The sequence below is a fragment of the Pseudomonas sp. A34-9 genome (genome assembly GCF_029543085.1).
Classification (GTDB): Bacteria; Pseudomonadota; Gammaproteobacteria; order Pseudomonadales; family Pseudomonadaceae; genus Aquipseudomonas.
On record NZ_CP119967.1, the window covers coordinates 6,262,995 to 6,275,091 of the forward strand.

The 12,097-nt window shown below is 60.4% G+C and carries 12 protein-coding genes; 7 read left to right on the top strand and 5 right to left on the bottom strand.

The features are described 5' to 3' along the window. Positions 1 to 14 precede the first annotated feature (14 nt). A complete protein-coding gene (gene hemB, locus P3G59_RS28180) occupies positions 15 to 1,028 on the bottom strand; it encodes a porphobilinogen synthase (RefSeq protein WP_277759787.1) in 1,014 nt (337 codons plus the stop codon). Positions 1,029 to 1,235: 207 nt separating this feature from the next. Between hemB and P3G59_RS28185 the strand changes: the two genes are divergently transcribed. Then, positions 1,236 to 1,886, top strand: coding sequence for a DedA family protein (locus P3G59_RS28185; RefSeq protein WP_277759788.1), 651 nt, complete (start codon positions 1,236 to 1,238; stop codon positions 1,884 to 1,886). Between the two features lie 291 nt (positions 1,887 to 2,177). Beyond that, positions 2,178 to 2,846 carry an isoprenoid biosynthesis glyoxalase ElbB gene (elbB, locus tag P3G59_RS28190; protein ID WP_038359087.1) on the top strand — a complete coding sequence of 223 codons (669 nt, stop codon included), beginning with the start codon at positions 2,178 to 2,180 and terminating at the stop codon, positions 2,844 to 2,846. Between the two features lie 52 nt (positions 2,847 to 2,898). On the opposite strand, the gene P3G59_RS28195 is transcribed toward elbB, so the two are convergent. The 3 genes from P3G59_RS28195 to P3G59_RS28205 form a co-directional block, all read right to left on the bottom strand. Continuing rightward, a complete protein-coding gene (locus P3G59_RS28195; protein WP_277759789.1) occupies positions 2,899 to 3,354 on the bottom strand; it encodes a YaiI/YqxD family protein in 456 nt (151 codons plus the stop codon). Positions 3,355 to 3,501: 147 nt separating this feature from the next. Continuing rightward, on the bottom strand, positions 3,502 to 5,400 hold the full coding sequence (locus P3G59_RS28200) for an FTR1 family protein (protein ID WP_277759790.1): 1,899 nt from the start codon (positions 5,398 to 5,400) through the stop codon (positions 3,502 to 3,504). A gap of 75 nt (positions 5,401 to 5,475) precedes the next feature. Then, positions 5,476 to 6,375: a LysR family transcriptional regulator gene (locus P3G59_RS28205; protein ID WP_277759791.1), complete on the bottom strand. Its 900-nt coding sequence runs from the start codon at positions 6,373 to 6,375 to the stop codon at positions 5,476 to 5,478. Positions 6,376 to 6,504: 129 nt separating this feature from the next. On the opposite strand from P3G59_RS28205, the gene P3G59_RS28210 reads away from it, so the two are divergent. The 5 genes from P3G59_RS28210 to P3G59_RS28230 all read left to right on the top strand — a co-directional run bounded on the left by P3G59_RS28210 (position 6,505) and on the right by P3G59_RS28230 (position 11,274). Beyond that, positions 6,505 to 7,914: a hypothetical protein gene (locus P3G59_RS28210; RefSeq protein ID WP_277759792.1), complete on the top strand. Its 1,410-nt coding sequence runs from the start codon at positions 6,505 to 6,507 to the stop codon at positions 7,912 to 7,914. 204 nt (positions 7,915 to 8,118) lie between these two features. After that, on the top strand, positions 8,119 to 9,513 hold the full coding sequence (locus tag P3G59_RS28215; protein ID WP_277759793.1) for a hypothetical protein: 1,395 nt from the start codon (positions 8,119 to 8,121) through the stop codon (positions 9,511 to 9,513). 15 nt (positions 9,514 to 9,528) lie between these two features. After that, positions 9,529 to 9,903 (top strand): YcfL family protein, encoded by a 375-nt coding sequence (locus P3G59_RS28220; protein ID WP_007911131.1) that lies wholly within the window; start codon positions 9,529 to 9,531, stop codon positions 9,901 to 9,903. A gap of 36 nt (positions 9,904 to 9,939) precedes the next feature. Beyond that, on the top strand, positions 9,940 to 10,527 hold the full coding sequence (lpoB, locus tag P3G59_RS28225) for a penicillin-binding protein activator LpoB (RefSeq protein ID WP_007911129.1): 588 nt from the start codon (positions 9,940 to 9,942) through the stop codon (positions 10,525 to 10,527). Between the two features lie 3 nt (positions 10,528 to 10,530). Next, positions 10,531 to 11,274, top strand: coding sequence for a penicillin-binding protein activator LpoB (locus P3G59_RS28230; RefSeq protein ID WP_277759794.1), 744 nt, complete (start codon positions 10,531 to 10,533; stop codon positions 11,272 to 11,274). A gap of 113 nt (positions 11,275 to 11,387) precedes the next feature. Here P3G59_RS28230 and P3G59_RS28235 read toward each other — a convergent pair whose 3' ends face one another. Then, positions 11,388 to 12,020 carry a LysE family transporter gene (locus P3G59_RS28235; RefSeq protein WP_277759795.1) on the bottom strand — a complete coding sequence of 211 codons (633 nt, stop codon included), beginning with the start codon at positions 12,018 to 12,020 and terminating at the stop codon, positions 11,388 to 11,390. Positions 12,021 to 12,097: the final 77 nt, after the last annotated feature.

Consider the following 12,097-nt stretch of genomic DNA (forward strand, 5'->3'; position numbering starts at 1 on the left):
TGTTCCTGGGAGGGCTATTTCTGCTCTCGTAACAATTGAGCGGCGCGGACAGCAAAGTAAGTCAGGATGCCATCAGCGCCGGCACGTTTAAAGGCGGTCAGTGATTCGAGAATCACCGCCTCGCTCAACCAGCCATTCTGGATTGCCGCCATGTGCATGGCGTATTCGCCGCTAACCTGGTAGACGAAGGTCGGCACTTTGAAGGCATCTTTTACCCGGAAAAGAATGTCCAGGTACGGCATGCCCGGTTTGACCATGACCATGTCCGCGCCTTCAGACAAGTCCGCCCCGACTTCGTGCAGCGCTTCGTCGCTGTTGGCCGGGTCCATCTGATAGGAGGCCTTGTTGGCTTTGCCGAGGTTTGACGCAGAGCCCACCGCATCACGGAACGGGCCGTAATAGGCGCTGGCGTACTTGGCCGAATACGCCATGATCCGCACGTTGACATGACCGGCGATTTCCAGCGCTTCGCGGATCGCCTGAATGCGACCGTCCATCATGTCAGACGGCGCGACGACCTGAGCGCCGGCCTCAGCATGGGACAAGGCCTGGCGGACCAGTGCGTCGACGGTAATGTCATTCTGCACGTAGCCTTCTTCGTCGAGGATGCCGTCCTGACCGTGGGTGGTGAACGGATCGAGCGCGACGTCGGTGATCACCCCCAGTTCCGGGAAACGCTCACGCAGGGCGCGGGTTGCGCGCTGAGCGATGCCTTGAGGATTCCAGGCTTCGGCGGCGTCGAGGGATTTCAATCCGGCCGGAGTGACCGGGAACAGCGCCAGCGCCGGAATCCCCAGCTCAACCCACTTGGCTGCTTCCTCGAGCAAAAGATCGATAGTCAGCCGCTCTACCCCGGGCATCGAGGCCACGGCTTCGCGGCGGTTTTCACCGTCGAGCACGAACACCGGCAGGATCAAGTCATCGACCGTCAGCACATTTTCCCGCACCAGCCGACGCGAAAAATCATCACGACGATTGCGGCGCAGGCGTGTGGCTGGGAACAAACGGTTGGCTGGGGTAAAGCTCACGGCAGACTCCTGAGCCCGCGCAAACGGGCGAGCGTGACAGTTATAGACGGCCATTATGACGAACAGATGACAGTTATGTGAGACCTGTGTCACGTAGCCGCATTCCATTCTCAGTGTAGGAATTGTTCACGTCGAGACACATTTGGACACTTTCATGAATGTGTCCGAAGGGTTAGGCTGCGCGTTCATTTCGCCAGCACCCAGACAATGCTCCAACAATTTCTGCATGACTTTGGCTACTTTGCCTTGTTCCTCGGCACGTTCTTCGAAGGCGAAACCATTCTGGTGCTCGCGGGCTTCCTCGCGTTCCGTGGATACATGGACATCAACCTGGTGGTGGTTGTGGCGTTCTTCGGCAGCTATGCCGGCGATCAGCTGTGGTACTTCCTCGGCCGCAAGCACGGGCGCAAGTTGCTGGCGCGCAAACCGCGCTGGCAGTTGATGGGCGACCGCGCGCTGGAGCACATTCGCAAGCATCCGGACATCTGGGTGTTGAGCTTCCGTTTCGTTTACGGTCTGCGCACGGTGATGCCAGTGGCGATCGGCCTGTCGGGTTATCCACCGGGACGTTATCTGCTGCTCAACGGTATTGGTGCGGCAATCTGGGCGACCGCGCTGGCCGCCGCCGCTTACCACTTCGGCGCGGTGCTGGAAGGCATGCTCGGCAGCATCAAGAAGTACGAGCTGTGGGTACTGGGTGCGCTGCTGATTCTTGGCGTTGGCCTGTGGCTGCGCCGCCGCTTCAAGAATGCGCGTCTGGCCAAGCAGGTTTACGCCGACGAGCAAGCCGCGAAAGCTGCACTGCTCAATCAAGCCGAAGAGCCCAAGCCTGCCGAACCGAAGACGCCAGCCGAGTAATTCGCTGGCGACTCGCTACAGCCCGCCGGCACTGAGCGGGCTGGCCGACCCTTTCATTCAAATACGTCACTTTTATCCTCGCGACGCTGGCGCATTCAAGTTCGCCAACGGCGTTCTCACGCCAGAAATCTTCCGTTCGCCCACGCAGCAGGCAACCCCAAATAATGAACACCCCGCCGTTGTTGCGATCCATGTAGAAAGCGTTCCATGCAGGTGCAGCCACCACTTGAGCCTATGGCAACGCGCGACAATTTAGTGGACATTTAGCGCCATGAATCTGGAGAGAAACCCATGAGCAAAAAAGTTGCAGTGATCCTGTCCGGCAGTGGCGTGTACGACGGCGCCGAAATCCACGAAAGCGTGATCACCCTGCTGCGCCTCGACCAACGCGGCGCACAGGTACAGTGCTTTGCCCCGAACATTGCGCAATTGCACGTCATCAATCACCTGACCGGCGAAGAAATGCCCGAGTCGCGCAACGTCCTGGTGGAATCGGCGCGCATTGCCCGGGGCAACATCAAGGACATCCGCGAGGCCGATGTCGACGACTTCGATGCGTTGATCGTGCCGGGTGGTTTCGGAGCGGCGAAGAACCTCTCGAACTTTGCCGTCGAAGGTGCGGGCTGCAGCGTGCAGCCTGAAGTGCTGGCGCTGGCCGAGGCATTTGCCGAAGCGGGCAAACCGGTCGGCCTGATGTGTATCTCGCCGGCACTCGCCGCGAAGATCTACGGCCCGGGCGTGACCTGCACCATCGGCAACGACGCCGACACGGCCACGGCGATGAACAAGATGGGCGCGACCCACGAAGACTGTGCGGTGACGGAAATCATCGAAGACAAGGCGCGCAAGCTGGTGACGACCCCGGCTTACATGCTGGCGCAGAACATCAGTGAAGCGGCTTCAGGGATCAACAAACTGGTCGACCGCGTCCTCGAACTGACCCACGAAAACGACGCCTGATTCCCCCGTATGATCGTTCCCACGCGGAGCGTGGGAACGATCATCATAAGGCTCAGGGTGTGCGGGTCAGGCGCGTGAGGATGCGGTCCAGCGCATTGGCGAACGCCTGCTTCTCGCGATCGCCAAACGGTGCAGGGCCGCCACTTATCTGCCCCTGCTCACGCAGATCGGTGAACAGGTTGCGCACGGCTAGGCGCTCGCCCATGTTCTGCGCATCGAATTCCTTGCCGCGCGGATCGAGCGCCGCGACGCCCTTCTTCACCAAGCGATCGGCCAGCGGGATATCGCTGCAGATCACCAGTTCACCCGGCACCGCGTGCTCGACCAGATAATCGTCTGCCGCATCCGGGCCGCTCGGCACCACGATCAGTTTGACGATGGCCAGCGCCGGTTTGGTCTGCGGCTGCCCGGCCACCAACACCACTTCGAACTGGCGCTTGAGGGCGAATTTCACCACCAGATCCTTCGCCGCTCGTGGGCAGGCGTCGGCATCGATCCATACACGCATTTTCTTTACCTCTGAAAGCAAAAGATCGCAGCCTGCGGCAGCTCCTGCAGAGTGCGCGTCGCGCCGCAATATTGCGACATGCGCTGTCCCAGTAGGAGCTGCCGCAGGCTCGGGCCGCGATCGGACGATCCTTTAGGGATCACTCAATCAAGCAGGCGAAACCCGCCGCTTCTCCGCCACCCAACTACGCCCATACAACAGCACAATCGCCAGAATCGCCACCGCCTGCGCCGTCAACGAATACGCATCGGCATGGATCCCCAGCCAATCGAATTCAAAGAACGCCACCGGCCGCGTGCCGAAGATCCCGGCTTCCTGCAACGCCTTCACGCCATGTCCGGCAAATACCACCGACAACGCGCAGAGCAATGCGGCGTTGATGCTGAAAAACAGCGTCAGCGGCAGTTTCGCCGAACCGCGCAGGATCACCCACGCCAGACCCACCAGCAGCACCAGTGCGGTCGCACCGCCGGCGAGCACCGCGTCATGCCCGGCAGGACCGGCCTGCAACCACAGGGTTTCGTAAAACAGGATCACTTCGAACAGCTCGCGATACACCGAGAAGAACGCCAGAATCGCGAAACCGAAACGCCCGCCACCACCGACCAGGCTGCTCTTGATGTAATCCTGCCAAGCCGCTGCGTGGCGACGGTCATGCATCCACACGCCGAGCCACAGCACCATCACACTGGCGAACAGCGCCGTCGCACCTTCCAGCAATTCACGCTGCGAGCCGCTGACGTCGATCACATAAGCCGCCAACGCCCAGGTGCCGAGGCCGGCCAGCAGCGCCAGGCCCCAACCGACGTTGACGCTGCGCACCGCCGATTGCTGGCCGGTGTTGCGCAGAAAGGCGAGGATGGCCGCCAGCACCAGAATCGCTTCCAGACCTTCGCGCAACAGAATCAGCAGACCGGAAATGTAGCTCAGCGACCAGCTCAAGCCGTCACTGCCGAGCAACCCGGCGGACTCTTTAAGCTTGGCTTTGGCAGCGTCCAGGCGCTGCTCGGCCTGCGCGACCGGCAAGCCGTCCTGCAACGATTGCCGGTAAGCCATCAGGGATTTTTCGGTGTCCTTGCGCACATTGGCGTCGACGTTATCCAGCGAGCTTTCGACCAGTTCGAAGCCTTCCAGATAGGCCGCGACCGACAGGTCGTAAGCCTGATCGTGTTCACCGGCGCGGTACGCGGCAAGGCTCTTGTCCAGCGTTGCGGCGGTGTAGTCGAGCAACTGCGCCGGGCCACGCTTGACCTGCGGCGGCTGCGCGCGTTGTGCACGGAAGGTCGCCGCCGCTTGCGCGCCTTCGGCGGCCTGCACCTCGGCCGGTGTCTGACGGGCCAGATCGGCGATGTTGTAGGTCTTCTCGGCTTTGGCTGCCGCCGGATCGGCACTGAAGCCGGCGATGTAAGTCGCCAGATCCCAACGCTGACGATCGTCAAGCTGATCGGCAAACGCCGGCATGTCGGTGCCTTCAACGCCTTGGCCGAGGGTGTTGTAGATCGCGTACAGGCTCAGGTGATCCAACCGCGCCGCATCACGCAGATTGGCGGGTGCCGGGGTCATGCCGAGGCCCGCCGGGCCGTCACCGGCGCCGCTGTCGCCGTGGCACACCGAGCAATTTTGCGCATACAGCGGCGCACCCCGGGTGGGATCGGGGGTGATGATCGGTGCCTGGCTGACCTCATACGCCACCGCCAGTTGTGCGCCCAGCTGCCGCGCCTGACGGGCCACTTCGGCGCCGTCCTGTTTTGTGGTGATCGCCGCGTGCAGGGCGTCAACGCCCTGCTCCAGCGCAGCCTTTTCAGGCTTGGCCGGCATGCCGGCGATCAGGCCTTGCAGCGCTCGGGTAAATTCCAGTTGCTCACGGTACTCGGCGTCATCAACCACCTTGCCCGCCGCTACTGTCGGCGGATAGTCGGCGCTGATGTAATCGAGCAGGTGCAGCGCCTGGGGCGCGCCTTCCACGGTATCGGCCAGCAGATTAAAGCTGCTCAGGGCAAACAACGGGAACACCAGCCAGGCCAGAAATCGGGACGAGGCAGTCATGAAGGAGTCTCAAGGGGAAATACGGAGTTACATATTGTTCACTCCGGCGGCCAATCCCTCAAGCTTTGTCGGCACTCAGCGCAAGGGGGCGTCGACACTTCGGTAGTGTTCAGCCATGAATTCAACAAACACTTTGACCTTGAGCGCCACGTGCCGCGCGTGGGGATACAGCGCGTAATAGTGCCGCTGACCGAGGGTGCAATTGGGCAGCATCTGCACTAGGCGCCCACTCGACAAATCCTCCTGCACCGTCGCCCGAGTGAACGCGGCGATGCCCACACCGGCTAATGCGGCGGCGTGCAACGAGCTGATCGAATCGGCCTTGAAGCGCCCATTCGCACGGATCTGCGTGGCAACTCCGCGCGCATCAGTCAGCGTCCAGTCGCTGCCACCGGCAAACGCCAGCAACGAGTGCCCGGCCAGTTCCCGCACCTGCCGTACCAATCCGTGCCGTGCGATATAGGCCGGTGACGCGACCAGCAGCATCGGCGAAACCGTGAGCAAACGCGCCACCAAAGACGAATCTTCTAGCGGCCCGCAGATGCGCAACGCGACGTCGAAGCCTTCGGCGATCAGATCGACAAAACGGTCATCGCAGGACAGATCGACTTCAATTTCGGGATAACGCTGTTGAAACCCTGGCAGCCACTTCGCCAGTTCCAGCGTACCGATGACCACGGGGGCACTGATGCGCAAGATACCACTGGGTTTCTCATGGGCCTGACCGACCGCCACAGCGGCCTGATCGAGACGATCAAGAATATCCACGCAGGCGACATAATACTGCTGCCCCGCCGTGGTCAGGCTGAAACGCCGGGTGTTGCGATTGATCAGACGCGTGCCGAGTTCAGCCTCCAGTTGTTGCAACTGCCGGGAGATGGTCGAGTGCGTGGTCTCGAGCCGTTCAGCCGCAGCACTGAAACCGCGACACTCGACAATGCAACAAAAGGCGCGCATGGCTTGCAGTTGATTCATCGAGAGTTCCCGACTTGTTGATCGCTGAGCGCGCAAGCCTAGCGTAATCCTTACCCACCCGGCAGCAGCAAAGCGCCCCTATAATGCGTCACCCCCGTGCTTTTGCCGTTCAAGGAAGAACCCGTCTCCATGCGCCATTGTCTGCCGTTCTGCCTGCTGCTCAGCCTCATCGTGCAACTGAGCGGTTGCGCCGCTTATCGCAATTACGATCAGGAAATGCAGCAGACCATCGACCAGATGGCGCAGGGCAATCTGAACGAAGCGCTCTACCTGATGGAGCTGCACAATCCTTGGGAAGACAAGGATCTGCTGTATTACCTGGAGCGCGGCGCGATTCTCAGCGCCGGCACCAACCTGCCAAAAAGCCAGGAAGCCTGGCGCAGTGCCGACCGGATGATTTTCCAGCGTGAGGAGACTACCCCCTCAGCTCCAATCAAACTGCTGACCCGCTTCGGCAACGAAATGGGCACGATGCTGGTCAACGACAAGCTGCTGCGTTACGAGGGCTACGACTACGAAAAAGTCATGCTGACCACCGAGATGGCGCTCAACCAACTGGCGGAAAACGATTTCGACGGTGCCCGGGCCGACATCAAGAAAACCCACGAGCGGGAAACCCTGATTGCCCGCCAGCGCGAAAGGCAATACGAAGAAGCTGAAGAGCAAGCCAAAAGCCAAGGGATCACGCTGCATTACAAAGATTTGCAAGGCTATCCGGTGACCATCCTCGACGCTCCGCAAGTCATCGCGCTGAAGAATGGCTACCAGAGTGCGTTCAGTCATTATCTGGCTGGCTTCACCTATGAAGCCTTGGGCGAGCGTACGCTCGCGGCACCCGGCTATCGACAGGCGATCGAATTGCGCCCGGGCCTGCGGTTTCTCGAAAACGCTCTGCGCAATCTGGACAAACCCGGACCGGCAGGCGATGAAAGCGAGATTCTGATCGTGGTCCAGGCTGGCTTCGCCCCGGCACGCAGTTCGGTGCAAGTGCCGATCCCGGTGCGGCTGAACGAAAACCTGACGATTGTCGCCCCGATTTCATTCCCGGTGATGGTGCCCGACACTCTCACACCTCCGGTTCCAAGCGTGCTCGTCGATGGTAAACAATACCCGCTGACGATGATCAACAGCGTCACGGACATGGCCATGCGCACCTTGCGCGATGACATGCCGGCGATCATTTCCCGCGCCATGTTCCGCGCCAACATGGCCGCCATCAGCCAGGCGCAAAAGAACGAACGCGATCCGGCCAAGGCTTCGCTGGTGGTGACCGATCACGATCCTTTCGAGGAAGCTGACACACGAACCTGGCGCACACTGCCGGATAAAACCCTGGTCGCCCGTCTGCGCCTGAAAAAAGGCCTGCACCGCGTGAGCTTCCCGTACTTGCGTGCAGCGGACGGGTTCACCGTGCGCGTCGACCAGAACCATCAGGTGTTCAATCTGCGGGTATTCATGGGCATGAACTATTACGTGGGGTCTGCACTGGTGTTGCCCGAAGTACCCGAACCTACGAACGCTGGCGGTCCCGGACAGTAGTGGCACCCGACTAAGCAGTGAAATTAAAAAGCTATTACATAGCCATCAGCACACGCTTATAATGCCGCGCCCTCGCTATCGCGATACGGCATAAAAGCTCCTCTGGTTATGAGGAATTGGCAGGAGGCCAACGCCACTGTCGATGGGTCACACCAGCCCGACCAGCATCCGCGGCTGTAGTTACTCCAGGGAAGAAGTACCCCCATGGCATTCCGCGCCCCCACTCTGATCGCGCTCAGCGCCGTCACCCTGCTGTCCGGCTGTTCGGCGTTTCGCAACTACGACTCTGAATTGGCACAGACCAATCAGCAACTGGCCACCGGCAACGTCGACGCCGCGCTGACTCTGCTGGAGAAGAACAACACCGGCCCTGATAAAGACCTGCTCTATTACTTCGAGAAAGGTGAGTTGCTGCGCGCCAAGGGCGACCTCTCCGGCAGCCAGAATGCCTGGACCAGCGCCGACCAGGTGGTTGGCAAGTGGGAAGACTCGGTCAAGCTCGATACCGACAAGTACCTGGCCCAGTTCGGCAGTTTCCTGGTCAACGACAAAGTGCGTCGCTACGAAGGCTATGACTACGAAAAAGTCATGCTGACCACGCAGATGGCCCTGAACCTGCTGGCGGTCAACGATTTCGACGGTGCACGCACCGCGATCAAGAAGACTCACGAACGTGAGGCAGTGATCGCCGAGCTGCGCGACAAGGAATACCTCAAGAGCGAGGAAGAGGCCGAGAAAGAAGGCATCAAGACGCAGTACAAGGACCTGCAAGGCTACCCGGTCGCCAGTCTCGATGCGCCGGAAGTGGTTGGCCTGAAAAACAGCTACCAGAGTGCGTTCAGCCATTACCTGTCCGGTTTCGTCTATGAAGCCTTGGGCGAGAAAGGCCTGGCTGCACCGGGCTACCGCAAGGCCGCCGAACTGCGCCCGAACACGCCGCTGCTGGAGCAGGCACTGGTCAACCTCGACAAACCGGGCAAGTCCGACGACAGCGACATTCTGATCGTGGTGCAAAGCGGTCTGGCGCCGGCCCGCGATTCGATCCGCGTACCATTGCCATTGCCAATCTCCAACAACGTCGTGATCACGCCGCTGTCGTTCCCGATCATCAAACCGGACACTTCCACTGCGCCGTTCGCACAAATCGGTGTCGATGGTCAGCAAGTCGATCTGACCGCGCTCAACAGCACCACCGCCATGTCCCGCCGCGCCCTGCGTGACGACATGCCGGGGATCATCCTGCGCACCACTGTGCGGGCGATCACCAAAGGCGTGGCCCAGAAGAAGATCAACGAAACCAACCCACTGGCCGGTCTGGCCGTCGGTATCTCTTCAGCTGTGCTCGAAGGTGCCGATACCCGTACGTGGCGTACCCTGCCGGACAACACCCAAGTGGTGCGTCTGCGCTTGAAGAAAGGCGAGCACCAAGTCAGTCTGCCGAGCGCCGTCGGCGGTTCGGTGGTCAAGGTCACTGTCGATCAGCGTTATCAGGTGATCAGCCTGCGCGCCGTGGGCAACCAGGTGTTCGCCGCAGGCCTTGCCGCACACGTCATCCCGAGCGCCAGCGCGACCAGCGTCGCCAGCCTCAAACAACCTTAAGAACGGAGTCTTTGCATGCGCTTCAAACTCATCGCCGTCGCCGCCCTCGCCTTGCTGGCGAGCGGCTGCGCCACCCCGCCACCGCCAGAGCCGGGCAGCGCCGCGAGCAAAGTCGTGGCCATGGGTCCGCAGAAACACATCGTCGTCGGCGCCATGCGCGTCGCCCGCGAAAACGGCTTCATGACGGTCAATGTGCAGTTGAGCAACACCCTCAACAGCAACAAGATTTTCTACTACCGCTTCGCCTGGCTCGGTGCGGAAGGTTTCCCGATTGCCGAAGAAGAAGTGTGGAAAAGCCAAATGATGTACGGCGCCCAGACCAGCTTCATTCAGGGGATTGCCCCGACCCCGAAAGCCGTGGACTTCCGTCTGGAAATCAAGACGCCGTAAGCCTGTCACCCTATTTCTGTTTTAGAGAGCATTCCCATGTTTGTACGCTTTTCCTGCATCGCCGTAATCGCCCTGCTGGCCTCCGGTTGCGCCAACACATCGCCGACCCTGGGCAGCAAGAACATCAGCTATGGCGACACCAAAGCGGTTGAAACCGTGACCAACGAATTCGGCTCGACCGACCTGCAAATGATTGCCGAGTCGATGACCCGCTCGCTGGCCCAGTCCGGCATTCTGCAGGGCCGTCCGGTGGTTCAGGTCTACGACGTGAAGAACAAGACCAGCGAGTACATCGACACCCGCGAAATCACCACCAGCATCAAGACTCAGCTGATGAAGACTGGCGTCGCCCGCTTCGCCAGCGACAACAATGCGATGCAGAGCCAGGTTGACCAGCTCAAGCTGCAAAACCAGAGCGGCCTGTACAAGAAGAGCACCGTGGCCAAGACTGGCAACATGGTTGCCGCCAAGTACCGCATCGAAGGCTCGATCAGCTCGATCGTCAAGCGCAGCAGCGATTACAAGGACGTCTTCTACAAATTCAGCCTGCAACTGATCGACGTTGAGAGCGGTCTGGCCGAGTGGATGGACGAAAAAGAGATTCGCAAAACCACGGAGCGTTAATTGATGCGCGCATGGATTGGCATGATGGCCCTGGCTTGCGCGTTCAGCGCGCAAGCGGCCCCGAAAGTCGCGGTGACGGACCTGGCGTATCAGGAACGTGTGGAGCAATACATCCACATCGTTTCGGCCCAGAGCAATCACCGCGAGGGTTACTACAGCTCCAGCGGCTCGTCGAGTTACAACGAGATCGAAGCGAGCACCAGCTACATCGAACAGGGCGAGCTGCGCAAATTCACCGGCGACATCAAGGGTGAAATTCTGCGTACCGGCATGTTCCAGCTGGTGCAGGGCACGCCGTACACCGCGTCGTCCAAGGGCGACGTCTACGACGTGATCAAACGCATCAAGGCCGGCAACTTCAAGGGCGCCGACTACGTGCTGTTCGGCACCGTGTCGGACATCGACTTCACTCAGGACATGAACGAGCTGGCGCACACCGACAGCTATTCGGCGGTACTGGGCCTGACGTTGGTGGCGGACTTCAGCCTGATCAACACCAAGACCTACGAAATCACCTCGGCCTTCACGGCGATGGGCGAAGCGCAGGACACCAAACTGGTGAACCATCGCGACATCAAGATCTCGCTGAACCGCCCACGGGTGGTGCGTGACGTGTCGAAGGCCTTGGGCGAAGACGTGGCCGGGCAACTGAGCATGCAGCTCGGTGGCGGTGGTTACGAGCAGCCGCGCGAAGCGCCGCAGCGCAACAACTTGCCGCGTGATACCGCACCGGTGATTTTGCGCTGATGACTGGCCCCTGATCGTTCCCATGCTCCGCGTGGGAATGCATTCCGGGACGCTCTGTGTCCCAGCCACAAAAAAGGCGACCCGCAAAGGTCGCCTTTTTTGTGCCCGCTGGTTTATACCGCCGCTTTACGCAACGTCGCCATAAACGCCGCAGCGCCAATGAACAGCCCGGCAAACGTACGGTTCATGCGTTTCTGCTGGGTTGGCGTGCGCAGCAGGCGCAGCACCTTGGACGCCAGACCGGTGTAGCCGGCCATGACGATCAGGTCGACCACAATCATGGTCGCGCCGATTACCACGTACTGAATCAGCAGCGGTGCATGGGGATTGATGAACTGCGGCAGCACCGCCAGCATGAACACCAAGGCCTTGGGGTTGCTGATGTTCACCAGAAAGCCACGGAACACCAGCGCCAGCGGTTTGCCGATCGGCCGTACTGCGGCGTCATCGCTCATGTCCATGGGCAGCGCACGCCATTGCTTGATGGCCAGATACACGAGGTAAGCCACACCAAACCATTTGATCGCGTGGAAGGCCGTGGCCGAAGCGGTCAGGATCGCGCCAACACCGGCGCCGACAATCGCGATCTGCACAGCCAGGCCAATCTGCAGGCCGAGAGCGTTCCAGTAACCGCGCCAGAAACCGTATTGCAGACCGCTGGACATCGACGCAATGGCGCCGGCGCCCGGGGAAAGACTGATCACCCAGCAGGCGGCGAAAAACGCCAGCCATGTTTGTAGTTCCATCGCACACCTCGCATCTGAATCGTGACAGACGTCCAAGCTAATGCGGATTGGGGCTAAAAGCAAAAAATCGCAGCCTC

Coding starts and splice junctions, on each gene's coding strand:
- P3G59_RS28185 (WP_277759788.1), top strand. CDS start 1,236: ATGCTCCAACAATTTCTGCATGACTTTGGCTACTTTGCCTTGTTCCTC.
- elbB (WP_038359087.1), top strand. CDS start 2,178: ATGAGCAAAAAAGTTGCAGTGATCCTGTCCGGCAGTGGCGTGTACGAC.
- P3G59_RS28195 (WP_277759789.1), bottom strand. CDS start 3,354: ATGCGTGTATGGATCGATGCCGACGCCTGCCCACGAGCGGCGAAGGAT.
- P3G59_RS28200 (WP_277759790.1), bottom strand. CDS start 5,400: ATGACTGCCTCGTCCCGATTTCTGGCCTGGCTGGTGTTCCCGTTGTTT.
- P3G59_RS28205 (WP_277759791.1), bottom strand. CDS start 6,375: ATGAATCAACTGCAAGCCATGCGCGCCTTTTGTTGCATTGTCGAGTGT.
- P3G59_RS28210 (WP_277759792.1), top strand. CDS start 6,505: ATGCGCCATTGTCTGCCGTTCTGCCTGCTGCTCAGCCTCATCGTGCAA.
- P3G59_RS28215 (WP_277759793.1), top strand. CDS start 8,119: ATGGCATTCCGCGCCCCCACTCTGATCGCGCTCAGCGCCGTCACCCTG.
- P3G59_RS28220 (WP_007911131.1), top strand. CDS start 9,529: ATGCGCTTCAAACTCATCGCCGTCGCCGCCCTCGCCTTGCTGGCGAGC.
- lpoB (WP_007911129.1), top strand. CDS start 9,940: ATGTTTGTACGCTTTTCCTGCATCGCCGTAATCGCCCTGCTGGCCTCC.
- P3G59_RS28230 (WP_277759794.1), top strand. CDS start 10,531: ATGCGCGCATGGATTGGCATGATGGCCCTGGCTTGCGCGTTCAGCGCG.
- P3G59_RS28235 (WP_277759795.1), bottom strand. CDS start 12,020: ATGGAACTACAAACATGGCTGGCGTTTTTCGCCGCCTGCTGGGTGATC.